The organism is Nocardia sp. NPDC059228 (assembly GCF_042754245.1).
Classification (GTDB): Bacteria; Actinomycetota; Actinomycetes; order Mycobacteriales; family Mycobacteriaceae; genus Nocardia.
In genome coordinates, this window is sequence record NZ_JBHZAL010000006.1 from 196,863 (window position 1) to 219,383 (window position 22,521).

General features: G+C 69.0%; 19 protein-coding genes. 11 read left to right on the forward strand and 8 right to left on the reverse strand.

Annotated elements, in window-relative coordinates:
* Positions 1-118 precede the first annotated feature (118 nt).
* Both ACFXKA_RS13080 and ACFXKA_RS13085 read left to right on the forward strand, forming a co-directional pair.
* Positions 119-841 (forward strand): alpha/beta fold hydrolase, encoded by a 723-nt coding sequence (locus ACFXKA_RS13080; protein WP_354833821.1) that lies wholly within the window; start codon positions 119-121, stop codon positions 839-841.
* Between the two features lie 17 nt (positions 842-858).
* A complete protein-coding gene (locus ACFXKA_RS13085; protein WP_379427352.1) occupies positions 859-1,386 on the forward strand; it encodes a gamma carbonic anhydrase family protein in 528 nt (175 codons plus the stop codon).
* Here the strand turns inward: ACFXKA_RS13085 and ACFXKA_RS13090 are convergent.
* Entirely contained in the window at positions 1,380-2,027 is a 648-nt protein-coding gene (locus tag ACFXKA_RS13090) for a phosphoribosyltransferase family protein (RefSeq protein WP_354834105.1), read from the reverse strand. The two genes, ACFXKA_RS13085 and ACFXKA_RS13090, sit on opposite strands and share 7 nt — an antisense overlap.
* A gap of 54 nt (positions 2,028-2,081) precedes the next feature.
* Positions 2,082-2,906 (reverse strand): carbon-nitrogen hydrolase family protein, encoded by an 825-nt coding sequence (locus ACFXKA_RS13095; protein WP_354834108.1) that lies wholly within the window; start codon positions 2,904-2,906, stop codon positions 2,082-2,084.
* 251 nt (positions 2,907-3,157) lie between these two features.
* Between ACFXKA_RS13095 and ACFXKA_RS13100 the strand changes: the two genes are divergently transcribed.
* The gene (locus ACFXKA_RS13100; RefSeq protein ID WP_379427353.1) at positions 3,158-4,954 is read left to right on the forward strand and encodes a DEAD/DEAH box helicase; all 1,797 of its coding nucleotides are present in this window, start codon (positions 3,158-3,160) and stop codon (positions 4,952-4,954) included.
* An 81-nt stretch (positions 4,955-5,035) separates the two neighbouring features.
* Here the strand turns inward: ACFXKA_RS13100 and ACFXKA_RS13105 are convergent, their stop codons facing one another.
* Entirely contained in the window at positions 5,036-5,779 is a 744-nt protein-coding gene (locus ACFXKA_RS13105) for a hypothetical protein (protein WP_379427354.1), read from the reverse strand.
* 230 nt (positions 5,780-6,009) lie between these two features.
* On the opposite strand from ACFXKA_RS13105, the gene ACFXKA_RS13110 reads away from it, so the two are divergent.
* Both ACFXKA_RS13110 and ACFXKA_RS13115 read left to right on the forward strand, forming a co-directional pair.
* A complete protein-coding gene (locus tag ACFXKA_RS13110) occupies positions 6,010-7,179 on the forward strand; it encodes an acyl-CoA dehydrogenase family protein (protein WP_379427355.1) in 1,170 nt (389 codons plus the stop codon).
* Between the two features lie 9 nt (positions 7,180-7,188).
* Positions 7,189-8,316, forward strand: coding sequence for an acyl-CoA dehydrogenase family protein (locus ACFXKA_RS13115; RefSeq protein WP_379427356.1), 1,128 nt, complete (start codon positions 7,189-7,191; stop codon positions 8,314-8,316).
* 194 nt (positions 8,317-8,510) lie between these two features.
* On the opposite strand, the gene ACFXKA_RS13120 is transcribed toward ACFXKA_RS13115, so the two are convergent.
* Positions 8,511-9,008, reverse strand: a complete 498-nt coding sequence (locus ACFXKA_RS13120; RefSeq protein ID WP_379427357.1) for a hypothetical protein — start codon at positions 9,006-9,008, stop codon at positions 8,511-8,513.
* 303 nt (positions 9,009-9,311) lie between these two features.
* On the opposite strand from ACFXKA_RS13120, the gene ACFXKA_RS13125 reads away from it, so the two are divergent.
* Complete coding sequence (locus ACFXKA_RS13125; RefSeq protein ID WP_354833831.1) at positions 9,312-9,557, forward strand: hypothetical protein; 246 nt, start codon at positions 9,312-9,314, stop codon at positions 9,555-9,557.
* 11 nt (positions 9,558-9,568) lie between these two features.
* Here the strand turns inward: ACFXKA_RS13125 and ACFXKA_RS13130 are convergent, their stop codons facing one another.
* The 4 genes from ACFXKA_RS13130 to ACFXKA_RS13145 form a co-directional block, all read right to left on the reverse strand.
* Positions 9,569-10,495, reverse strand: coding sequence for a hydroxymethylglutaryl-CoA lyase (locus tag ACFXKA_RS13130; RefSeq protein ID WP_379427358.1), 927 nt, complete (start codon positions 10,493-10,495; stop codon positions 9,569-9,571).
* Complete coding sequence (locus ACFXKA_RS13135; RefSeq protein WP_379427359.1) at positions 10,492-11,703, reverse strand: CaiB/BaiF CoA transferase family protein; 1,212 nt, start codon at positions 11,701-11,703, stop codon at positions 10,492-10,494. The genes ACFXKA_RS13130 and ACFXKA_RS13135 overlap by 4 nt, the downstream gene beginning before the upstream one ends.
* Before the next feature lie 270 nt (positions 11,704-11,973).
* Positions 11,974-12,924 carry a TauD/TfdA dioxygenase family protein gene (locus ACFXKA_RS13140; RefSeq protein WP_379427360.1) on the reverse strand — a complete coding sequence of 317 codons (951 nt, stop codon included), beginning with the start codon at positions 12,922-12,924 and terminating at the stop codon, positions 11,974-11,976.
* 147 nt (positions 12,925-13,071) lie between these two features.
* Positions 13,072-13,842, reverse strand: a complete 771-nt coding sequence (locus ACFXKA_RS13145) for a deoxyribonuclease IV (protein ID WP_354833838.1) — start codon at positions 13,840-13,842, stop codon at positions 13,072-13,074.
* 224 nt (positions 13,843-14,066) lie between these two features.
* On the opposite strand from ACFXKA_RS13145, the gene ACFXKA_RS13150 reads away from it, so the two are divergent.
* The 5 genes from ACFXKA_RS13150 to ACFXKA_RS13170 all read left to right on the forward strand — a co-directional run bounded on the left by ACFXKA_RS13150 (position 14,067) and on the right by ACFXKA_RS13170 (position 22,496).
* A complete protein-coding gene (locus ACFXKA_RS13150; protein WP_379427361.1) occupies positions 14,067-15,962 on the forward strand; it encodes a serine/threonine protein kinase in 1,896 nt (631 codons plus the stop codon).
* Positions 15,963-16,186: 224 nt separating this feature from the next.
* Positions 16,187-17,908: a serine/threonine-protein kinase gene (locus ACFXKA_RS13155; RefSeq protein WP_379427362.1), complete on the forward strand. Its 1,722-nt coding sequence runs from the start codon at positions 16,187-16,189 to the stop codon at positions 17,906-17,908.
* 100 nt (positions 17,909-18,008) lie between these two features.
* Positions 18,009-18,800, forward strand: a complete 792-nt coding sequence (locus ACFXKA_RS13160; RefSeq protein WP_354833844.1) for an ABC transporter ATP-binding protein — start codon at positions 18,009-18,011, stop codon at positions 18,798-18,800.
* Positions 18,800-21,328, forward strand: coding sequence for an ABC transporter permease (locus tag ACFXKA_RS13165; protein ID WP_379427364.1), 2,529 nt, complete (start codon positions 18,800-18,802; stop codon positions 21,326-21,328). Before ACFXKA_RS13160 ends, ACFXKA_RS13165 begins: the two co-directional genes overlap by 1 nt.
* Positions 21,329-21,485: 157 nt before the next feature.
* A complete protein-coding gene (locus tag ACFXKA_RS13170; protein WP_379427366.1) occupies positions 21,486-22,496 on the forward strand; it encodes an ABC transporter ATP-binding protein in 1,011 nt (336 codons plus the stop codon).
* Positions 22,497-22,521: the final 25 nt, after the last annotated feature.

Here is a 22,521-nt window from a genome sequence, read left to right on the forward strand (position 1 = left end):
GCGTGTCGCCCCGCGGACCGCCGGGCGGCGCGTCGCTGTCCGGCAGGTTCGCTCGTTACTCGCCAGTCGCTTGTTTCGAGCGGCCCCGCAACCCGTGCGCGTCTGTCACAATCTGCCGATGCTCTACCTAGCGGGCGCTCGCGGCCGCCTTCACTACCGCCGATGGCAGCTCGATGACGCACAGGCCGTCCTGGCGTTCTTACCCGGAATCGGCCAGCACAGCGCGCACTACCACCGATTCGCGCGGGCGCTGGCCGCCCGCGGCATCGAACTCTGGGCCCTGGACACCTCCGGGCACGGACTCAGCGAAGGAGATCCCGAAAGGCCGGGCACGATCCACGAGCTGGCCGCCGACGCCCGGCTGTTCCTGGACCAGGTGCACGCGCACGCGACTTCGACCCCGTTCCTGATGGGTCACTCCCTGGGCGCGGCCACCACGCTGGCCGTGCTGCGCGACGCGCAGCCGGGCGACTTCGCCGGACTGGTGCTGTGCGGGACGCCCAAGGCGGTGCTGGAGGGCAGGTCCCCGAAGTCCGCCCGCGGTGCCGAATCCGCGAATCATGCTCGCGCCCAGGGCGGTTCCCGCTCGCGTGCCGCACTGGCGACCGAGCAGGAGTCGGACTGGCCGGGACCGCGGCTGCCCGCGGGCCTGCCGGTGCTGATCGTGCACGGCGCGGACGATCGCCGGGCGCCGGTGGAACCGGTGCGGGAGTGGTCGGCCCAGGTCGGCGCGCGTTTCCACACCTACCCCGATGCCGGTCACGACCTGCTGCACGAGCCCGCGCACGCCGAGGTCACCGCGGAGATCGTCGAATTCGTGCACGCCCGCTCGCTGGTCTGAAGGATTACGGTGAGGGCGTGCCCCTCTACGAATTCGAAGGCAAGCGCCCGACGGTCGATCCGACCGCGTTCATCGCGCCCACCGCGACCCTGATCGGCGATGTGCGCGTCGAGGCGGGCGCCTCGGTCTGGTACGGCGCGGTGCTGCGTGCGGACCTGGCGCCCATCATCATTCGGGAACGCGCGAACGTGCAGGACAACGCCGTGATCCACGTGCCGCAGGACGTCACGGTGGAGATCGGCGCGGGTTCGACGATCGCGCACTCGGTGGTGTTCCACGGCGCGACGCTGGGCGCGGAATCGATTGTGGGCAACGGCAGTACGGTCCTGGACATGGCCAAGATCGGCAGCGGCGTCATGATCGCCGCGCACTCGCTGGTCGGCCCGGGGCAGGAGATTCCCGACGGCGTGCTGGCCGCCGGCTCACCCGCCCAGATCAAGAAGCCGCTCGCGGGCACCCCGGCCGAACTGTGGGTCAAGACCAATCCGAGCTTCTACGCCGACCTCGCGCAGCGACACCGCACGGGCATCACCGAGGTTCATTGATCCGCATCCCGGGAAGCGGTGGGGCGCAACAGCTTCACCACTTCCGCATCGGTGAGCTGATGGAAGTCCCGGTAGGCCCCGCCCACCCCGCCGAGGGCCCGCGGCACCAGCGGGCACACCACCTCGTCGGCGATCTCCTGGATCCGGTGCAGCGCTTCGACCGAGGACACCGGCACCGCCACCACCACCCGGCGCGGCTCGTGCAGCCCGGCGATCTCACAGGCGGCGGCAACGGTCGCGCCGGTCGCCATGCCGTCGTCCACGATCACCACGGTCCGGTCCTTCAGATCGATCGGCGGCCCGGCCCGCAGTATCCCGCGGCGGCGCTCCAGCTCGGCCCGCTCGACGCTCTCGATGTCCGCCAGCTGATCGGGCGTCACCCCGGTATGCCGCACCACGTCGTAGTTCAGCACCCGGACGTCGTCCTCCCCGATGGCCCCCATGGCCAGTTCCGGCTGCCACGGCACCCCGAGCTTGCGCACCAGCAGCACATCGAGGTCGCCGCCGATCACGTCGCGCACCGCCACGGCCACCGGCACCCCGCCCCGGGGCAGCCCCAGCACCAGCGGATCCGCCGCGCGCAGGTGCCCCAGCACCCCACCCAGCGCGCGTCCGGCGGCCGCCCGATCCGGATAGATCATCGCTCTGTCCATTTTGCCCCTCCGCTCCGCTCCGGGGCAGGGTTCTGGGTGGCTCTACTCTCCGCGGATCGTGTAGCGGCGTAATGCCAGGCTCGGATTCGTGGTGCGGACCTCGGTGAGGTGGCGCAGGTCGATGTGGGCGGTGGCGATGCCCGGCTGGTCGCCGAGTTCGGCCAGCACCGCGCCGGTGGGGGAGACGATCATGGAGGCGCCGGATCCGCGCGGGGCGGCCTGGTCGGCGGCGGCGACGTACATGGTGTTCTCGATGGCCCGGGCGCGCAGCAGCGTGGTCCACTGGTCGACCTTGCCGGGACCGGGAATCCACTGGGCGGGCAGCAGCAGCACGTGCGCGCCGGCGGCGGCCAACCGGCGAATTCCTTCGGGGAAGCGCAGATCGAAGCAGGTCTGCAGCCCGAACACCACGCCGTCCACGGTGAAGGTCGGGGACTGGTCCAAGGGCCCGGGGATGAGCAGATCGGATTCGCGCGATCCGAAAGCGTCGTACAGATGCACCTTCCGGTAGACGGCCGCGAATTCGGCGTCGGGCGAGGCGGCGACCAGGGTGTTGTAGACGTGCCCGGCGGGCTGGTCCGGGCCCCCGGACTCGACCACGCCGGCGACCACGTGCACCCCGAATTCGGCTGCGATACCGCGCAATCCGGTGACGAACGGTCCGGTGAGCGGTTCCGCGGCGGCCAGCACCCGATCGTCGAGGCGCTTGGTGGCGAACATCGAATACTCGGGCGCCACCACCACCTTCGCTCCGAGTTCGCTGGCGGCCTTGACCTCCGCGCGCAGAGCGGTGAGATTGGCCACGGTGTCGGTGTAGGGATCGAACTGCACCACCGCCACATCCACCGACCCGGCCGGTTCGGTCACGACGGGCCGCTCCGCCGCGGCGGCCGTTTCGTGCACGGCCGTCACCACTGCTCCCGAGCTGCCCGCATCGGCGGTGGCCAGGGTTCCGGTGACGTAGTTGCGAGCGGGAGCGGGTTCGGGATTTCCGAGTCCGGACACGGAACTCGAGGGCGTCGGGGCGGCGGGCGCGGGCGGGTTGTCCGGTTGCACGACTCCCAGGGTATTCACCCGATGGTCAAGCCCGCAGCTAGCAGGCAGTAAAATCCGTGGCAATGAGTACCTCACCGGCCGACAGCGTTCCCACTGACGACGAGAGGGACGTTTCCGGCCCGTCCTTCGCTGATTTGGGTATCGATGACCGCATCCTGCGGGCCATCGCCGATGTCGGCTACGAATCGCCGTCGCCCATCCAGGCGGCGACGATTCCGCCGTTGCTCGACGGCGCGGACGTGGTGGGCCTGGCCCAGACCGGTACCGGCAAGACCGCGGCCTTCGCCATCCCGATCCTCATGGGCATCGAGATGACCGGCAAGGCCCCGAAGGCGCTGGTGCTGGCCCCGACCCGGGAGCTGGCCATCCAGGTCGCCGAGGCGTTCGGCCGCTACGCGGTGCACATGCCCGGCCTGCACGTGCTGCCCATCTACGGCGGTCAGAACTACGCGGTGCAGCTGTCCGGTCTGAAGCGCGGTGCGCAGGTGGTCGTCGGCACGCCGGGCCGCGTCATCGATCACCTCGAGCGTGGCACCCTGGACCTGTCGCAGCTGCAGTACCTGGTGCTCGACGAGGCCGACGAGATGCTCAAGATGGGCTTCCAGGACGATGTCGAGCGCATCCTCGCCGACACGCCCGACGAGAAGCAGGTCGCGCTGTTCTCCGCGACCATGCCGTCGGCCATCCGCAAGATCTCCAAGCAGTACCTGAAGAACCCGACCGAGATCACGGTCAAGACCAAGACGTCGACGAACACCAACATCACCCAGCGCTGGGTGCTGGTGTCGTATCAGCGCAAGCTGGACGCGCTGACCCGCATCCTCGAGGTCGAGTCCTTCGAGGCCATGATCATCTTCGTGCGCACCAAGCAGGCCACCGAGGAGCTGGCCGAAAAGCTGCGCGCGCGTGGGTATTCCGCGGCCGCCATCAACGGCGACATCGCGCAGGCACAGCGTGAGCGCACCATCGGCCAGCTCAAGTCGGGTGTGCTCGACATCCTGGTCGCCACCGACGTGGCCGCGCGCGGCCTGGACGTGGAACGCATCTCGCACGTCGTCAACTACGACATCCCGCACGACACCGAGTCCTACGTGCACCGCATCGGCCGCACCGGCCGCGCGGGCCGCTCCGGTGACGCGCTGCTGTTCGTGGCCCCGCGCGAGCGCCGGCTGCTCGACGCCATCGAGCGCGCCACCCGCCAGCAGGTCACCGAGATGCAGCTGCCCAGCGTCGAGGACGTCAACGCCCAGCGTGTGCAGAAGTTCGGCGACACCATCACCGAGAATCTGACCTCGGTCAATCTGCCGTTGTTCCGCAAGCTGATCGAGGACTACGAGCGCGAGCACAATATCCCGCTGGTGGATATCGCCGCGGCGCTGGCGGTGGGCGGCCACGACGGCGACAACTTCTTCATGGAGCCCGATCCGGAGCCGACGGCGCGCGAGCGCCGCGAACGCGCCCCGCGTTCCTTCGACGACCGTGACCGCGGTCCCCGCGAGCGTCGCGAGCCGAGTGGCCCGTCCCGGCATCGCCAGACCGGCGCGGAGCTTGTCACCTACCGCATCTCGGTCGGCAAGCGCCACAAGGTCGCCCCCGGCGCGATCGTGGGCGCCATCGCCAATGAGGGTGGCCTGCGCCGCAGCGACTTCGGCCACATCAGCATCCGTCCGGACCACTCGCTGGTGGAGCTGCCGGCCGACCTGTCCAAGGAAACTCTGAATGCATTGAGCCGTACCCGGATCAGCGGTCAGCTCATCGATCTCCAGCTGGACCAGGGCCCGCCCGGAGGGCGCTCCATGAGCCGCGCCCCGCGCCGCGAGGGCAAGCGCCCGGACGCCCGGCGCAAGCCGCGGTTCTGAGCCCGCCGCTCGAAACGATCAACGCCCGCATCCGGAAGGGATGCGGGCGTTGCGTTTTCGAGGGTGCGGCGTTGCCGTAGGTCAGTTCGTTCCGGGTGCGCCCGCGGCGGGGGCGGCGTCGGGAGCCTGCGCCGGGGTCGCCGGGGCGGCCGAGGTGGTCGGGGCCGAGGCGTCCGGGGTGGCGGGGGCGGCAGGCTGGGCGGGCGGGGTGTCGGACACGGTGAACAGGCCGACGGTCGGCAGCACCACGCAGCGCGCGCCCGGGTAGTCGATGGTGCCCCACAGTGAGGCGACGACGGTGCCCGCGCCGGCGTCGACGGTCTTCGACAGCGAGGGCAGGTTGTACTCGGTCTGGTCGTCCAGGGCGGTGATGCCGCTGCGGCCGTTGTTCACATTGAGCCAGGCCACGTTCAGACCGGAGGTGGTCGGAAAACCGTTCTGCTGCGCCATGACCTGGAAGCTGACATTGCCCGGCGGCAGCGACACCGAGGTGTTGGGACCGGTGACGCCGGTGACGGCCATCGCCGAGGTCAGGCTGAACGGCATATTGAAGCCGCAGCCGAGGGTGGGCGCCAGGTACGAGAACGGCGTGAACTGAACGTTTTCCAGCTTCGCGGCGGCGATCAGCTGGGCCGATCGGGCGATGTCGGCGACCGCCGCTCGGCCGTCGGCATTGTCGCCGACGGCCTGGGTGAGCTGGTCGATGCCGGTTTCGACGGGCGTCTTCGGCTGGTCGGCGGTGGCCGCGCTGGTCGCGCCGACGGTGGCCGCGGCCGTGAGGGCGGCGACCGCCAGGGCGCGCCGGGACAGAGTCCAACCGTTCACTCGTGCTGCTCCTGCGTCGATATTCTCGCCGAGCCACAACAGCCCGACGTCCCGGAATTCGGGTATCGGATTCCTGGGCAACCTACCAGCTCGGCTCGAGAGCCGGGATGCCGAGTCGCTGCGAGCCGAGCGCCCGGGCCGTCCGGTCGGTGTGATCCGGGTGACAATCAGACCATTACCGGGGGGTAAGTTTGATGGCGACATCACAGCGACGCTCCTCGGGAGAAGCAATGAAGCTGGCCCTATCACCCGATGAGGTGAAATTCCGGGACGACCTGCGCGAGGTCTACCGGACCAAGATCCCGGCGGAGATCCGTGACCGCATGAAATACGGTCACGAGCTCTCTCGCGATGACATTGTCACCAGCCACCGCATCCTCAACGAGAACGGCCTGGCCGTGCCCAAGTGGCCGGTGCAGTGGGGCGGCCGCGACTGGTCGCCCATGCAGCTGCACATCTGGGAGGACGAGATGCAGCTGGCCTCGGTGCCGGAGCCGCTCACCTTCAACGCCCAGATGATCGGCCCGGTCATCGCCCAGTTCGGGTCCGAGGAGCTCAAGCAGCGCTTCCTGCCGGCCACCGCCAATCTCGACATCTGGTGGTGCCAGGGCTTTTCCGAGCCCGACGCGGGCTCGGACCTGGCGGCGGTGCGCACCACCGCGGTGCGCGACGGCGACTCCTACATCGTCAACGGCCAGAAGATCTGGACCACCCTGGCCCAGTACGCCGACTGGATCTTCTGCCTGGTGCGTACCGACCCGACCGTCAAGAAGCAGGCCGGCATCTCGATGCTGCTCTTCGACGTCAAGACCCCCGGCGTGACCATCCGGCCGATCAAGCTCATCGACGGCCACCACGAGGTCAACGAGGTCTTCTTCGAGAACGTCCGGGTGCCCGCCGATCAGCTGGTCGGCGAGGAGAACATGGGCTGGACCTACGCCAAGTTCCTGCTCGGCAACGAGCGCACCGGCATCACCGGTGTGGGCCGCACCAAGGTGAAGCTGGGCGTCGCGAAAGAGTATGCGGCGCAGATCCGTTCGGGCAGCGGCACGCTGCTCGAGGACCCGGCGTTCGCCGCGCGCGTGGCCGAGATCGAGAACGAGCTGCTGGCGCTGGAGCTCACGCTCATGCGCGTGGTCTCCAATTCCAATGACGGCAAGCCGAATCCGGCCTCCTCGGTGCTGAAGCTGCGCGGTTCGGAGCTGCAGCAGGCCGCCACCGAGCTGCTGCTGGACGTCGCCGGGCCGGACGCGCTGCCGGTGAACGCCGGGGACATCGCCTCGCCCGGCTGGGCACAGCGCAGCGGTCCCGGCTATCTCAACTTCCGCAAGACCACCATCTACGGAGGCTCCAGCGAGGTGCAGCGCACCATCATCGCCTCCACCATTCTCGGATTGTGAGCCGCCGCCATGGATTTCGAACTCACCGATGAACAGGTCATGCTGCGGGACACGGTCCGGGATCTGCTGGGCCGCGCCTACGACCCGGAGACCCGCCTGAAGGTCACCGACACCGACCTCGGCTGGAACCGTGACGTCTGGCGGCAGCTCGCCGAATTGGGCGTCCTCGGACTGGCTTTCGACGAGGAGGACGGCGGCGTGGGCGCCGGGCCGGTGGAGACCATGGTGGTCATGGAGGAGATCGGCCGCCGCAATGCGCCCGAACCCTTCCTCGACGCCGTGCTCGTGCCCGGCGGGCTGGTGGCCCGCGCCGGCACCGCCGACCAGCGGCAGCGCGTGCTGCCAGCGCTCGCCGGCGGCGAGACCCTGCTGGCCTTCGCGCACCAGGAGCCCGGCACCCGATGGCCCGCAACCGAACTGGTCACCACCGCGGTCCGCGACGGTGACGGCTATCGGATCACCGGCGTCAAGAACCCCGTCCCGCACGGTGACTGCGCCGATCAGCTGGTGGTCAGCGCCGCCCTTCCCGGCGGCGGCATCGGCCTGTTCCTGATCGCGGCCGACGCCGAGGGCGTCACCAGCACCCCCTACCGCACCTTCGACGAGCGCCGCGGTGCGCAGCTCGAATTCGCTTCCGCCGCAGCCGAGCTCCTCGGCGACGGCGGTGACGCGCAGCCGGTGGTGGACGCGGTGGAGGTGGCGGCGCAGGCGAGCCTGTGCGCCGAATCCCTCGGTGCGATGGAGGAGGCCCTGCGGCTGACCGCCGAATACCTGAGGACGCGTAAGCAGTTCGGCGTCACGCTGTCCAAGTTCCAGACCCTGACCCAGCGGGCCGCCAATATGTATGTGTCCCTGGAACTCGCGCGCAGCATGAGCCTGTACGCCACGGCCGCCGTCGCCGACGGTTCCGCCGACCGGGTGGCGGTGTCGCGCGCCCGGCTGCAGGTCGGTCGCTCCGCCCGCCACATCGGGCAGGAGTCCATCCAGATGCACGGCGGTATCGGCATCACGACCGAATACCCGGTCAGTCACTACGTTGCCCGTCTCACCGCCATCGCCCGCACCCTGGGCGGCGACCTGGAACACCTGCGCGTTCTCGCCGATCGCGTGGGCGACTACACCCTCGTGGAGTTCTGACCCGCACCACCGAGGCCGCGCCCCGCTCCAGCCGGAGCGGGTGCGTTGGCCGACGCAGAATTCACTGGTGCACAGTGGATCTCGGCATGCTCCTGCTCTCGGTGGTGCCGAGGGCCGGGTACACCAGCTCGGTGACCGGAAGGGCGCTCCGGTCGAAGACGGCGACTGGTGAGCTCGGTGGGGGACCGGCCGCGCTACCCGTCGGAGTTGTCCGAGGCCGGGTGATCCGTCGTCGGGAGGGCGGTCGGCGGCACCGTGGTGACCGGGAGTTCGGTTGTGGCGCGCGGGCTTTCGGTGGTGGCCGGGCGCGTGGTGGTGGCGCGCGACGGCGTGGAGCGGATGCTCGCACTCGGGTCCGCGGCCGGATCGTCGGGGGTTCCGGTGATGGTGGAGATCGGCGCGCGCCGGGAGGGCTGGTCGGCGGCCACCCGCCAGGTGGGGGACGGCGGGATGACGACGGCGGGCGTGGTGCTCGCGCTGCTGTTCGTCGAAGTCACCGGCGCCGCTTGCAGATCGGCGTTCAGCGGCGGCGGCGCGACGTAGGTGTCGTTGTGCCCGAGGCCGCAGGCGCCCAGGAGAATGAGCCCGGCCGACACCGCGCCGACTGCCGCGGCGGCACCCGCCACGGGCTTGGGCAGGTGACGCAGCGGGGTGAGGCCGCGCTCGTCCGCGCCGGCGTTGCTGCCGTCCATTGGTGGCACTCCTGATTCGTGTCGAGTGGGCTCACCCTAACGGAGGCCGCAGGGCGGGGCCAGGCGGGTGGTCGCTTCGATAACCGGACGGCGCAAGCGATTCCGTAGGCCTCGGAAATATCTCAAACAGCCATGATTCAGATATCGAATTAGTAAACTCACCGCGTTTTGGGCACGTGTCGTATGGACTTTCCGTTGCAGAGCCGTAATGTGTGTCCAAAGTTACACGTGAGACGCTCGAAATTTGCCGAGGGGCGCGCCGAAGAATCGCGAGACCCGGCGGGCGTCATCGAGGAGTGGATGATGGGTGCATTCTCGGCATCTCCGCTGCGCGCATCGGCGCGTGCAGGAGAACCTGCGGCCCCCGGGCTGCGGATGTCGGCAATCCTGGCCCGCGCCGTCGCCTGGCTGATCTTCCTGGGTGGGCTTACCGGCGCGGTACTCGGCATTGCCGGGCTACGCGTCGAAATCACCGTCGCCGGACTGATTCTCGCCTGCACCGCGGGTTTGGTGTTGCTCAAACTTCGGGCCGACGCGCACGCTGGCTAATCTTCCGCGAATTAGGCATTTGCGGCAATTACCCATTCGAATGCTTCGGCTTCGGATCGTGCGCCCTCAATCGTCCGAGATCGGTTGGGCTCACCGAGTTCCGTCAGCAACTCCTCGGAAATCCCCACCAGATCCGACAATACGGACGGGGTGAACCATTCCGGACGGGTAGCGAACAGCAGATCCTCGCTCGAGGTGTTGCCGGAGGCGCCCGGCGCGAACGGGCACCCGCCCAGCCCACCCAGCGAACCGTCCACCACGGCCGCGCCGGCGCCCAGGGCCGCCAGGGAATTCGCGACGCCCATGCCCCAGGTGTCGTGACCGTGAAAAACGATGCGGTGCTGCGGCGCTCCCCAGCGCCCGGTCGCCGCCACCGCGCCGATGAGCGCGCGGACCTGACCCGGATGCGCCTGGCCGAGAGTATCGGCCACCACGATGTCCGCCGACCCCTCGGTGCGCGGATCCGTGGCGATGGCCAAGACCCGCGCGGGATCCACGGGCCCGTCGAACGGGCAGGTGAAAGCCGTTGCGAGGCAGAGCTGAATGCGCCCGCCCGCCTCCGCGGCGAGCCGCACCGCCTCCGGCATGGCGGCCAGGCTGTCCTCGGTGGTGCGGCCGATATTGGCCTTGTTGTGCGCATCCGACACCGAGAAGCAGTACTGGAAATTGCGCACGCCGGCCTCCGCGGCCCGCGCCACGTGCCGGGGTGTGGCCACCCAGACCCAGCAGCGTTCCAGTTCCGCGGGCGTGAGCTGGGCGACCAGCTCGAGGGTATTGGCCATGGGCGGCACCAGATCCGGGCGCGCCATGGATCCGATCTCCAGCTCGGGCACGCCCAGCGCCAGCAGCTGCCGCGCGATCTGGACCTTGCGCTCGGTGGGCAGCACTTTCCCGGTGAGCTGCAGGCCGTCGCGCAGCGTGACATCGCGCAGGGTCATGAGTTCGCCTCCAGGGCATCGATATCGGCGTCGGTCAGGCCGAGCAGGCCGGTGAGCACCTCGCGGGTGTGCTCACCGAGGTCCGGGCCGACATTGCGGATGGGCAGCGATCGGCCGCCGATCACCGGGACGATGCCCGGGAAGCCGACCTCCTTGGGCTCGGGCTCGCCCACGTCCACCCGGAAGGGCTGGATCATATTGCGCGCCCGGTACTGCTCGTCGGAGACGATGTCGGCGGCGGTGTAGATCGGCCCGCACGGAATCGCGGCCGCCTCCAGCACCCGCAGCGCCTCCTCGCGGGTGCGCACCCGCGTCCACTCGGCGATCGAGGCGTCGAGCCGCTCGCGGTGGCGCCAGCGTCCGGCATTGTCCTGCAGCTCCGGATCGGCGGCGAGGTCCGGACGGTCGATGACCTGCATGTACCGCTGGAAGATGGCGTCGCCATTGCCGCCGATGATGATGCTGGTGCCGTCGCTGCACGGATAGGCATTGCTGGGCGCGATGCCCTCCATGCGCCCGCCGACGCGTTCGCGATTGATGCCGTAGGCCAGGTAGTCGGGCACCAGGGATTCCATGACCGACAGAATGGATTCGTTGAGGGCCACGTCGATCACGCGCTGCTCCAAGGGAACCCGCTGCACCCGCTCGCGCTGGAACAGCGCCATCACGGTGCCGAACGCGGCGTAGATCCCGGCAATGGAATCGCCGATGGACACGCCGACCCGCACCGGCGGCCGGTCCGGATCGCCCACGAGTTCGCGCAACCCGCCGACTGCCTCGGCCACCGCCGCGAAGCCCGGCCGCTGCGCGAGCGGACCGGTCTGGCCGTACGCGGAGATGCGGGTGATGACCAGATTCGGATTGGCCTCGTTGAGCGCCTCGGGCCCGAGCCCCCACTTCTCGAGCATCCCGGGCCGGAAGTTCTCCAGCAGCACATCGCACTGCTCGATCAGATCCAGCACGATCCTGCGTCCGGCCTCGGTGCGCAGATCCAGCGTGATGGACTTCTTGTTCCGGTTGACCGTCCGGTACAGCATCGAGGTATCGCCGCCGTAGAGCCGCCAATTCCTCAGCTCATCACCGGTTTTCGGCCGCTCCACCTTGATCACCTCGGCCCCGAAGTCCCCGAGGATCCGCCCGGCCGTCGGCGCGGCCACGTAGTTGCCCAGTTCCAGAACCCGAACGCCGTCGAGCGGCCGAATATCCATGCTCACAGTCTGCACGATGGGCGGTCCCCGAAAACGGCGAAGCCGGTGCGACGGTCGAGAGGACAGTTGCACCGGCGTGCCGATCGCGGAACCTACAACGACTCCACGAAAGTTCGGACCACCCTGTCGGTTCGCGGCCCGTCTCGTTCTGGACTGCGGCTTGATAGACCTCCGCCTCGGAGCGGGGGAGCGAAGCGGAGGAGGGACCAACGAGACCTTCAGGGCCGCGAACCCGCCCGGAGCGAAGCCGAGGGCAAATCAAACGCAGCTTCAGGCGGCGCGGGGTGGGACCTCCTCGATGATCGAGTAGTGCTCGGCATTACCGGTGATGATGGTGCTGGTTTCTCCGTTCACGCCGACCGGGACGTCGCCCGCCAGGGTGATGCGGGTGAGGCGGCGGGGCTGGCCGTCGTAGTCGTCGATGGCGTAGTGCTGGGTGGCGCGGTTGTCCCAGATCGCCACATCGCCGAGCTGCCAGTTCCAGCGCGTGGTGTTCTCCAACCGGGTGACGCGGTTCTGCAGCAGCTGGAACAGGGCCTGCGATTCGGCGGCGGAGAAGCCGACGAAGTTCTTCACGAAATGCCCGAGCAGCAGCGCGCGTTCGCCGGTGACGGGGTGCACGCGCACCACCGGGTGCTCGGTCTCGTAGTAGGTGGACTCGAATTCCTCGCGGTAGGCCTTGATATTGGCCGTCACCTGCGCGTTCTCGCCGCGCGCGACCTCGGTGCGGTCGGCGGCGTAGTCGTAGGCATTGGTGTGACGGGCGCGCAGGTTCTCGACGAGGGCCCGCAGTGGCGCGGGCAGCGAGTCGTAGGCCGCCACGGTCGACGCCCAGGTGGTGGAGCCGCCATAGGGCGGCAGGTGCACCGCGCGCAGGATGGACGCCTTGGGAATCCGGTCCACGAAGGTGACGTCGGTGTGCCAGCTGTTGGCGCGGCCGTACTCGGAGTCGATGGGCAGCGTCTTGACGCCCTTGGAGGTGACGGTCGGGTGCGGGGTGGTCGGCGCGCCCAGCAGCTGCGCGAACTCGTACTGCCCGTCCTCGGTCAGGTGCTCCTGCCCGCGGAAGAAGATGACCTTGTGCTTGTGCAGCGCGTCCTGGATGGCCTGCACGGTCACCGAATCCAGATCGCCGCCCAGTCGCACGCCGTCGATGCGCGCGCCGATCTTGCTGCCCAGCTGCACGACAGTGAGGTTGGATGTTGCGTAATCGACGGACATGCAATGCCTTTCGCCCGATGGAGTCCGGCCCGGATTCGAGCCGTGACCAGCACACCATCGCGGCCTCCGGTGAAACAGGTTCAGGATCAGCCGGATCGAAAGGCTCGTGAGCGAACGCCCGGCGCTACCCGAGGTGTTCGGGCAGAACTACCCGAGGTGTTCGCGGAGATAGGCCAGATCGTCGGCGACACCGTCGGCCGGGGTCTCCAGGATCACCGGCGCTCCGGCCGTGCGGCACACCTCGGCCAGCAACTGCGGGTCGATGGTCCCGTCGGCGAAGTTGGCGTGCCGGTCCGCGCCCGAATCGAAGGCGTCCCGCGAAGAGTTCAGGTGCACCAGGTCGATGCGCCCGGTGATCCCCTTGATCCGCTCCACGATCCCGACCAGTTCCTCACCGCCCGCCCAAGCGTGGCAGGTGTCGAGACAGAACCCGGCCCCGAAGTCGCCGACCGCGTCCCACAGCCGCCCGATATCGTCGAAATACCGTGCCATGGCGTGATTTCCGCCGGCCGTGTTCTCGATGAGGATGGGCACCGCGAATCCGCCCTTGTCCTGCTGCCGCTCGAACAGCTTGCGCCAGTTGACGAATCCCTCGGCCATCTCCTCGTCGGAGCGCACGTGGCCGCCGTGCACGACCAACCCGAAGGCGCCCAGCTCGGCGGCGGCCTTGGCCTGCTGCGCCACCGCGTTGCGCGAGGGCATGCGCAGCCGGTTGTTCAGGCTGGCCACGTTGATCTGATAGGAGGAGTGCACCACCAGGTCGATATCGCTGGCCTTGATCTCCTCGGCCCGCGGGTGGGGTTGGGGCTTGTCCCAGCTCTGCGGATCCACCACGAACATCTGGATGACGTCGGCCCCGAGCTTCTCGCCGAAGCCGATCGGGTCGCTGTCCATTCGGACGTGAGCTCCAATGCGCATGCGGCCAGCGTATCCCCGACCCCCGACAGCGCAGACGGGGTCACCAGCGGCGATAAGCAAACGTTGAGTGTTGCGTTAGCGGACTGCGCGTAGATAGTTCGGTAGGCCGCGAATCGGCTACAGTTTCGGTGTTTTCGGATCGGCCCGAACGATCACGCCGATCGTCTGTGGTACCTCGCGCGCTGGTGGGTCCCGGCACGTGGAATGGGAAGTGGGAGATCGTCATGCTGTCCAACGGTGACGTTTTTGCTGGGTATGTCATCGAACGGCAGCTCGGCCGGGGTGGCATGGGTTCGGTGTACCTGGCCAAGCATCCGCGGCTGCCGCGAATGACGGCGCTCAAGCTGCTGAATCGGGAGATGGTCTTCGACAAGGAGGTCCGCGCCCGCTTCGAGCGCGAGGCCGACCTGGTCGCGCAACTGGACCACCACAATATTGTCACCGTCTACGACCGCGGGCTCGAGGACGGCCAGCTGTGGATCTCCATGCAGTACATCGACGGCATCGACGCCGCCAGCGTGAATCCGCAGACGCTGCCGCCCGAGCGGGCCGTGCAGATCGTCGCCGAGATGGCCGACGCCCTGGATTACGCGCACCGCAACGAGGTGCTGCACCGGGATGTGAAGCCCGCCAATATCCTGCTGGCCCGCTCGACCGGCGGTAAGGGCGAGCGGGTGTACCTGACCGACTTCGGCATCGCGCGGCTGCGCGACGACAGCGGTCACCTGACCCAGACCGGGACGTTCACCGCGACCCTGGCCTACGCCTCGCCCGAGCAGCTGACCGGCTCCGCGCTGGACGGCCGCTCCGACCAGTACTCGCTGGCCTGCACGCTGTTCTGGCTGTTCACCGGGTCCGGTCCGTTCTCGGCGACCAATCCGGCGGCCGTCATCCAGGGGCATCTGCAGAATCCGCCGCCGCCGCTGGGCAGCGCACGCGCCGGACTGCCGCCGAGCCTGGACATGGTGATCGCCAAGGCCATGGCCAAGCGTCCCGAGGATCGTTTCCCCAGCTGCAGCGACTTCGCGGCGGCCGCCCGTCGCGCCCTGGCCAATCCGAGCGCGCCGGCCATTCCGCTGGTGCAGCGCACGTCGCCGCCGATGCCGGTCATGCCGTACACCGGCGGGCCGAGCCCGGTGGCGCCGTCCCCGACCGGGGGCGCCATGCCGACCGGTATGCCCATGTATACGGGTGGTGCCATGCCGACCGGCAATCCGATGACCGGAGGCTCGTACTCGACCGGGGTGCCGATGACCGGTGCGCCCATGCCGACCGCGGGCACACGCCCGCAGACCGCGCCGCCGTCCGCGGCGGTGCCGTATCCGGCTCCGACACAGGTCAATCCGGCTCCGCCCAAGCCGGTCGCCGGTAACTACACCGGGCGCGGGACCAATCAGTACACCCAGCCGCCGTCCTACACCTATCCGAGCCCGGGGCAGCCGCAGCGTCCGCCGGTCGCGCCGGTGGGGGCGCATCGGCCGGCGACGCCGGCGAAGTCGAACACCGGGCTCATCATCGGCATCGTGCTGGCGGTGGTGGTGCTGCTCATCGTGGTGGTCGCGGTGATCGCGGCGGCGGGCAGCAAGGCCGGTGGCAGCAAGGCCGGTGGCGGGCCGGACAGTGTGGTGAACACCTCGGCGGGCGCGGCGCCCGGGGGCGCCCAGCAGATCGACTGGTCGGTCGCGGCCAAGCAGTTCCCGAAGCTGCTGCCCGCCGTCAAGACCGGCGGCAAGGGTTACAACGGCGCGACCTGCTGGGTGGCCGACTCGCCGGTCTCCTCCGACGCCTCCGACGGCACCCCGGACTTCGGCGACTGGAAGGTGCAGTGGCGCTGCTACGGCGGCAGCAACAACAACGACCCCTTCTACCGCATCTTCGCCTACGACTCGGCCGCCACCGTGCAGACCGTTCTGAGCGGTCTGACCCCGGACACCAAGTCGCAGGACGCGAACGGCGGCAAGACCTACACCAACTACCAGCTCACCGACGACAGCCACCCGCGCCTGGTGACCGCCTTCACCGGCGACAACAACCGCGCCCAGTACCTCATGTACACCGACGGCCTCACCGGCAGCCTCGATCCGGTCCTGAAGTGGTGGAAGAACGCCCCCATCAACTGACCGCTCGCTGACCTCGCATATTCGAATCCCGAAGCTGATCAGGCTAGGGTCGGCGCAGTATCTGGTTCGCGGCCCGTCTCGTTCTGGACTGCGGCTCCATTGGCCAGCGCCTTGGAGCGAGACGGGGAGCGAAGCGGAGGAGCGGAGGAGGGACGAACGAGACCCCCAGGGCCGCGAACCCGCCGGAGCGAAGCGGAGGCAAATAGATACAGAAAGGGAAGTTTGTGCTGCGCGCTGGGGAAGTGTTCGCGGGTTACGAGATCGAACGCGAACTCGGCCGTGGCGGCATGGGGTCGGTGTATCTGGCCCGGCACCCCCGTCTTCCTCGGTTGATCGCGTTGAAGCTGCTGAGCCGGGACGTGTTCGGCGATATCGAGATCCGGCGGCGGTTCGAGCGGGAGGGTGATCTCGTCGCGCGGCTGGATCACCCCAATATCGTGCCGGTCTACGACCGCGGCATCGACGACGCGCAGCCGTGGATCGCCATGCGCTACATCGACGGTCCCGACGCGTCGCAGCTGGAGGCCGCGAATCTGCCGCCGCGCCAGGCGATCCGGATCATCGCAGAGACCGCGCGTGCCCTGGATTTCGCGCATCGCCGTGGCGTGCTGCACCGGGATGTGAAGCCCGCCAACATCCTGCTCGAACGGCTGGACGGCGAGGAGCGAGTGTTCCTGGCGGACTTCGGCATTGCCCGCCTACGCGATGACGCCACCAAGCTGACCCAGACCGGCTCGTTCACCGCGACGCTGACCTATGCCTCCCCGGAGCAGCTCTCGGGTCAACCGCTGGATCCGCGCTCGGATCAGTATTCGCTGGCCTGCACGCTGTTCCGGTTGCTGACCGGGGATGTGCCGTTCGCCGCCGAGCATCCGGTGGGCATCATCCACGGTCACCTCAATCAGGCGCCGCCGCCGGTCAGCGCGCTGCGGGCCGGACTGCCGCAGGCGCTCGACGCCGTGCTGGCCCGCGCGCTCGCCAAACACCCTGAGGGACGGTTCGATTCGTGCGGCGAGTTCGCCGCGGCGGCCCAGCAGGCGCTGGAGAATCCGGCCGGGGCCACCGTGGTGGCGCACTCGCCGTTCGCTGCGCAGTCCGGCGGATCACCGGCGGCGCCAGGGCAATTCGGTCCCGCGCCGACGACCCCGTACGGTGTCGATCCGAATCCTGTTCCCGGACAGCAGCCGCCCGCGACCATGCGCTACACCGCCCAGGCGCCGGCGCCCGCCCCGCCCGCGCCGCGTCCGGCGCCGGCGCGGAAGAAGCGGTCGAAGCTGCGGGGCTGCCTGCTGGGTGCGGCGGCCGTCGTGGTGCTGCCGCTGGTGGCGGTCGGCGGGTGTCTGGCCGCGCTGGATCGGAGTGGGACCTCGCACACCCCGGCGACCACCTCCGCGGCGCCCACGCCGACCACCGACGACGAGCCGGCCCCGACCGAGACCACCGATCCCGCCGCCGGTATCCCGGAGCATTCCGGCACCGACGCGCAGGTGCTCAGCCAGCGCTTCCCGCAGATGCTGCCGCAGTCCGACCCGAACGCCGACTCGAACTCCGGCACCGGCTACCAGGGCGCGGCCTGCGCGACCTACCAGCACTCCGCGCCCCCGCCCGACACCGGATCCGGCGATCCGGACCTGGGCAACTGGGCGGTGACCTGGAACTGTGCGGGCGGCGTCGGCCACCCGAGCTACCGCTTCGTCATGTACCGGTCGGCCGCCGACGCCGAGGAGGCCCTGAACACGCTGTCCGGGTTCTCCCGGTCCGACGTCAAGGTGCGCGGCAACCTGTACACGAACTACCAGCTCAGCGACAGCGCCCTGCTGCGTCCGCGCCTGGTGACGGAGTTCCACTCCCAGGACGGCAAGCACGCTTTCCTGATGTACAGCACCGGTTTCCTCGCCACCGACGACCAGCTGCTGGATTGGTGGCGGTCCGCCCCCATCAATTGAGGGCTGTTCGACGCGGGTGTTCGTGTGGAGTCTGTGAGGACATCGGCATCGGGGACATCCCGGATGGCGTCCATCTCACAACCTAGACACACTGGACAGCATGACTTCGAACGTCTCGGAATCCGCCACGCTCGCGCAGAGCACGGCCGCGGTCGCCGCCCGAGCGACCGATCTTGTGAAGATCTACGGATCGGGCGACACACAGGTACGTGCACTGGACGGGGTGACGGCCGAGTTCGCGAAGGGCGAGTTCACCGCCATCATGGGGCCCTCGGGCTCGGGCAAGTCGACCCTCATGCACTGCCTGGCCGGTCTCGACGCCGCCACCGCCGGCACGGTCCACATCGGTGACACCGATCTGACCAAGCTCTCGGACAAGCAGATGACCACGCTGCGCCGCGACCGCATCGGCTTCGTCTTCCAGGCGTTCAACCTGGTCCCCACGCTGACCGCGCTGGAGAACATCACGCTGCCGCTGGACATCGCGAACCGCAAGACCGACGAGGAGTGGCTGGCGACGGTGATCAAGCGGCTGGGCCTGGGCGATCGGCTCACCCACCGGCCCGCCGAGCTGTCGGGCGGTCAGCAGCAGCGCGTGGCCTGTGCTCGCGCGCTGGCCGGCAAGCCGGACATCATCTTCGGTGACGAGCCGACCGGCAATCTGGACTCGCACTCCTCCGGGGAGGTGCTCAACATCCTGCGGGCGGCGGTCAACGAGTTCGGGCAGACGGTGGTGATCGTGACCCACGAACCACACGCGGCCTCCTACGCCGACCGGGTCGTCTTCCTCGCCGACGGCCAGATCGTGGACGAATTGCGGGAGCCCACCGCCGATTCCGTGCTCGACAAGATGAAGTCGCTGGACACGAAGCGCGAGGAGGCGGAGCGCTGATGGCTGCCTCCCCGATGCGCAAGGTCGCCTTGCGCAATCTCGCCGCGCACAAGGTGCGCCTGGTGCTGACCGTGCTGTCCGTGGTGCTCGGAACCGCCTTCATCTCAGGGTCTTTCATCTTCACCGACACGCTGTCGAGCACCTTCGACAGCATCTTCGCCGCCCAGGCCAAGGGCGTGGACGTGCGGGTGCAGCCCAAGGAGCAGCAGTCGCTCGGTGTGCCGAACGACGTGGTGGACAAGCTCTCCCACCTGGACGGCGTCAAGACCGTCGCGCCCAGCGTCAACGGCCCGGTGGTGCTGCTGAAGGACGGGCACGCCGTACAGACCGGTGGCGCACCGAGTTTCGGGCAGTCGTATCTGCCGCCGGGCCAGTCGGTGGCCGAGCCGGACAAGTTCATCGACGGCGTGCCGCCCGCCCAGCCGGGTCAGGTCGCCATCAACAGGGGCGGTGCGGAGCGGGCCGGGCTGAAGGTCGGCGACCACACCACGGTGCTGGTGCCGTCCAAGGGCAATATCGACGTCACCGTCTCCGGCATCTACGACATCGACGCCTCCAATACCGGCGGGTTCGTCGCGCTGCAGTTCGAGGATGCGCAGGCTCGCCAGCTGTTCACCGACGGCCTGCACGTGGCGTACGTGGACATCGCGGCCCAGCCCGGATTGAAGGCCGATGATCTGCGCGATCGGATCAAGGCGGCGCTGCCCGACTACAAGGTGCAGGACGCCCAGCAGGTGCGTGACGACTTCAAGGCGCAGCTCGGTAATGCGCTGAAGTTCATCAACTACTTCCTGCTGGCGTTCGGGTCCATCGCATTGCTGGTGGGCACGTTCATCATCTACAACACCTTCTCCATGCTGGTGGCGCAGCGGCTGCGCGAGCTGGCGCTGCTGCGCGCCGTCGGCGCGAGCCGCGGGCAGATCTCGCGGTCGGTGGTGGGGGAGTCGCTGATCGTCGGATTGATCGGCAGCACACTGGGTCTGGCGGCGGGCGTCGGCCTGGCGTTCGGCCTGTCCGGGCTGCTGAATGCCTTCAAGCTGGGGCTGCCCACCGGCACCATGTCGCTGGAGTCGCGCACCGTGTTCGTTGCCCTCGGCGTCGGCACCGTGGTCACGGTGCTCAGTGCGTACGCGCCGGCGCGGCGGGCGGCCAAGGTGCCGCCGGTGGAGGCGATGCGCTCGGAGTCCAACTCGGCCGGAGAATCGTTGCGGCTGCGCACCATTATCGGCGCGGTGCTGGCGGTGGCCGGCGCGGTGCTGGTGGTGCTGGGTGCGCGCGGTACCGGCGGCAGTGCGGCGACGGTGGTCGGAATCGGCGCTGCCGCACTGATTTTCGCGGTGCTGTTCGCCTCCCCCGCGTTGTCGCGACCGGTGGTGACCGGGTTGGGTGTGCTGGTGCGGCCGTTCGGTCCGGTCGGAAGGATGGCGCGCAACAACGCGATTCGCAATCCGCGCCGGACCGCCGCGACGGCTTTCGCGCTGACCCTGGGCCTGATGCTGGTGTCCGCCATCGGCATGCTCGGCTCCTCGGCCAAGGCCAGCGTGAGCGACCTGGTCGACAAGGGCGTGAAGGCCGACTACATCCTGGCCGGGCCGCCCGGCGGCATCATCGGCGTCCCGCTGGCCGCCACCGCCACCGTCGCGCAGCTGCCGCAGGTCAAGGACGTGGTGGCCTTCCACGGTGTCGCCCTGCGGGTCGACGGCAAGCAGGTGATCGGCACCGCGCCCGAGGGGCCGATGGCCAAGGTGCTCAACTACACCGTGGAGCAGGGCACCGACCAGCTCGGCGACGACGACATCATGGTGTCGGAAACCTATGCCTCCGACCATGATTGGAAGCTCGGCGAGAGCGTCGAGATCTCCAGCATGGACTACAAGAAGTTCAAGGTCACCGTCGCGGGCATCTACAAGGACACCCAGCTGCTGCAGAACATGGTCACCCCCATGGCCCTGTACCAGAAGACGGTCCCGGTCAGCTACCAGTCCAGCTTCCTGGTCCTGGTCGCCGCCCAGCCCGGCGCCGACCTCCCCGCCATGCGCAAGAACCTGGAGAAGGCCACCGAGCAGTACGTCATCGTCCAGGTCCTGGACCGCAACGACTTCAAGGGCGCCCAGGGCAAACAGATCGACACCCTGCTGGCCATCCTCTACGGCTTGCTGGCGCTGGCGGTGGTCATCGCCATCCTCGGCATCGTCAACACGCTGGCCCTGTCGGTGGTGGAGCGCCGCCGCGAAATCGGCATGCTCCGCGCGGTGGGCATGCAGCGGGCCCAGGTCCGCCGCAGCATCTACCTCGAATCCATGCTCATCGCCATCTTCGGCGCGGTGGTAGGCGTCTTCCTCGGCCTCGCGCTCGGGGTAGGCTTCCTCAAAACCCTTGCCGACCTGGGCATTGCCACCATCGCCGTGCCCTGGGCCCAAATCGTGTTCATGCTCCTCGCCTCCGGCGTGGTCGGCGTCCTCGCCGCCCTCTGGCCCGCCGTGCGAGCCGCCCGCACACCCCCACTGGCCGCCATCGCCGACCTGTAAGCACTCCGGACCGATCTGGACCCCTCGGGATTTCGATCCCGAGGGGCCCATTTCGTCTCCACCGCCGCGGCCTCGCTGCCGGGCTGAGACGAGTTGTCATCGAGCGTTCACCCCGCGCGCCCGCAGAAGTCAGATTTGCTGCCTACTGTCAGCCGCCATGTTTGCTGTGGCCGGGGAGGGACTCGGGACGCGGGTCGTCCTGGAGGAACTGAGCCGTACCTATTCGGACGGGACAGGTTTGCTGCCCACCGATCTGGTGATCGAACCCGGGGAGTTCGTGTCGGTGCTGGGGCCGTCCGGGTGTGGGAAGTCCACGCTGTTGCGGCTGCTGGCGGGGTTGGATCGGCCGCAGCAGGGGCGGATTCGGCTCGGCGACGAGGTGGTCTGCGACGTCGGACGGGGAGATTTCGTGCCGCCGCGGCGCAGGCGTCTGGGGATGGTGTTCCAGGATCTGGCGTTGTGGCCGCATCTGACTGTCGCGGCGAATGTCGGGTTCCCGCTGCGGGTTACCGGCGTCGCGCGCGCCGAGGCGGGGCAGCGGGTGGCCGAGGCGCTGGCGCGGGTCGAGCTGGCCGCGGCGGCGGAGAAGATGCCGCATCAGTTGTCCGGCGGGCAGCAGCAGCGCGTCGCCATCGCCCGGGCGCTGGTGGCGCGGCCGAGCCTGCTGCTGATGGACGAGCCGCTATCGGCGCTGGACGCGGCGCTGCGGGAGCAGTTGCGCACCGAGATTCGCTCGCTGACCACGGAATTGGGTCTCACCACGGTATTCGTCACCCACGATCAGGCGGAGGCGTTGAGCATGTCCGACCGCATCGTGGTGATGCGGGCCGGGCGCGTGCTGCAGCACGGTAGTCCGGAGGAGGTGTATCACCGGCCCGCCGATCTGTTCGTGGCCGAGTTCGTCGGCACCTTCAATCCGCTGCCGTCCGGTGGCGGTGTGCGTGCCGAGGCCGTGCGGGTCCTCGGCGACACGCCCGCCGCGCCGGACGAAGTGACCGTGTCGGGGACGGTCCGGTCGTCCGTCTTCACCGGTGGCGCATACCAGTTGCGCTGCGCGGTCGACGGTGTCGATCGGCTCTGGACGGTTCCGGACCGGCGCGCGCACGCGGCCGGGACCGAACTGCGGCTGGCGGTGCGAGCAGACGACGTCGTCACCCCCGCCGCCTGAAACCGTTCTCCACCAGGCTTTTTCG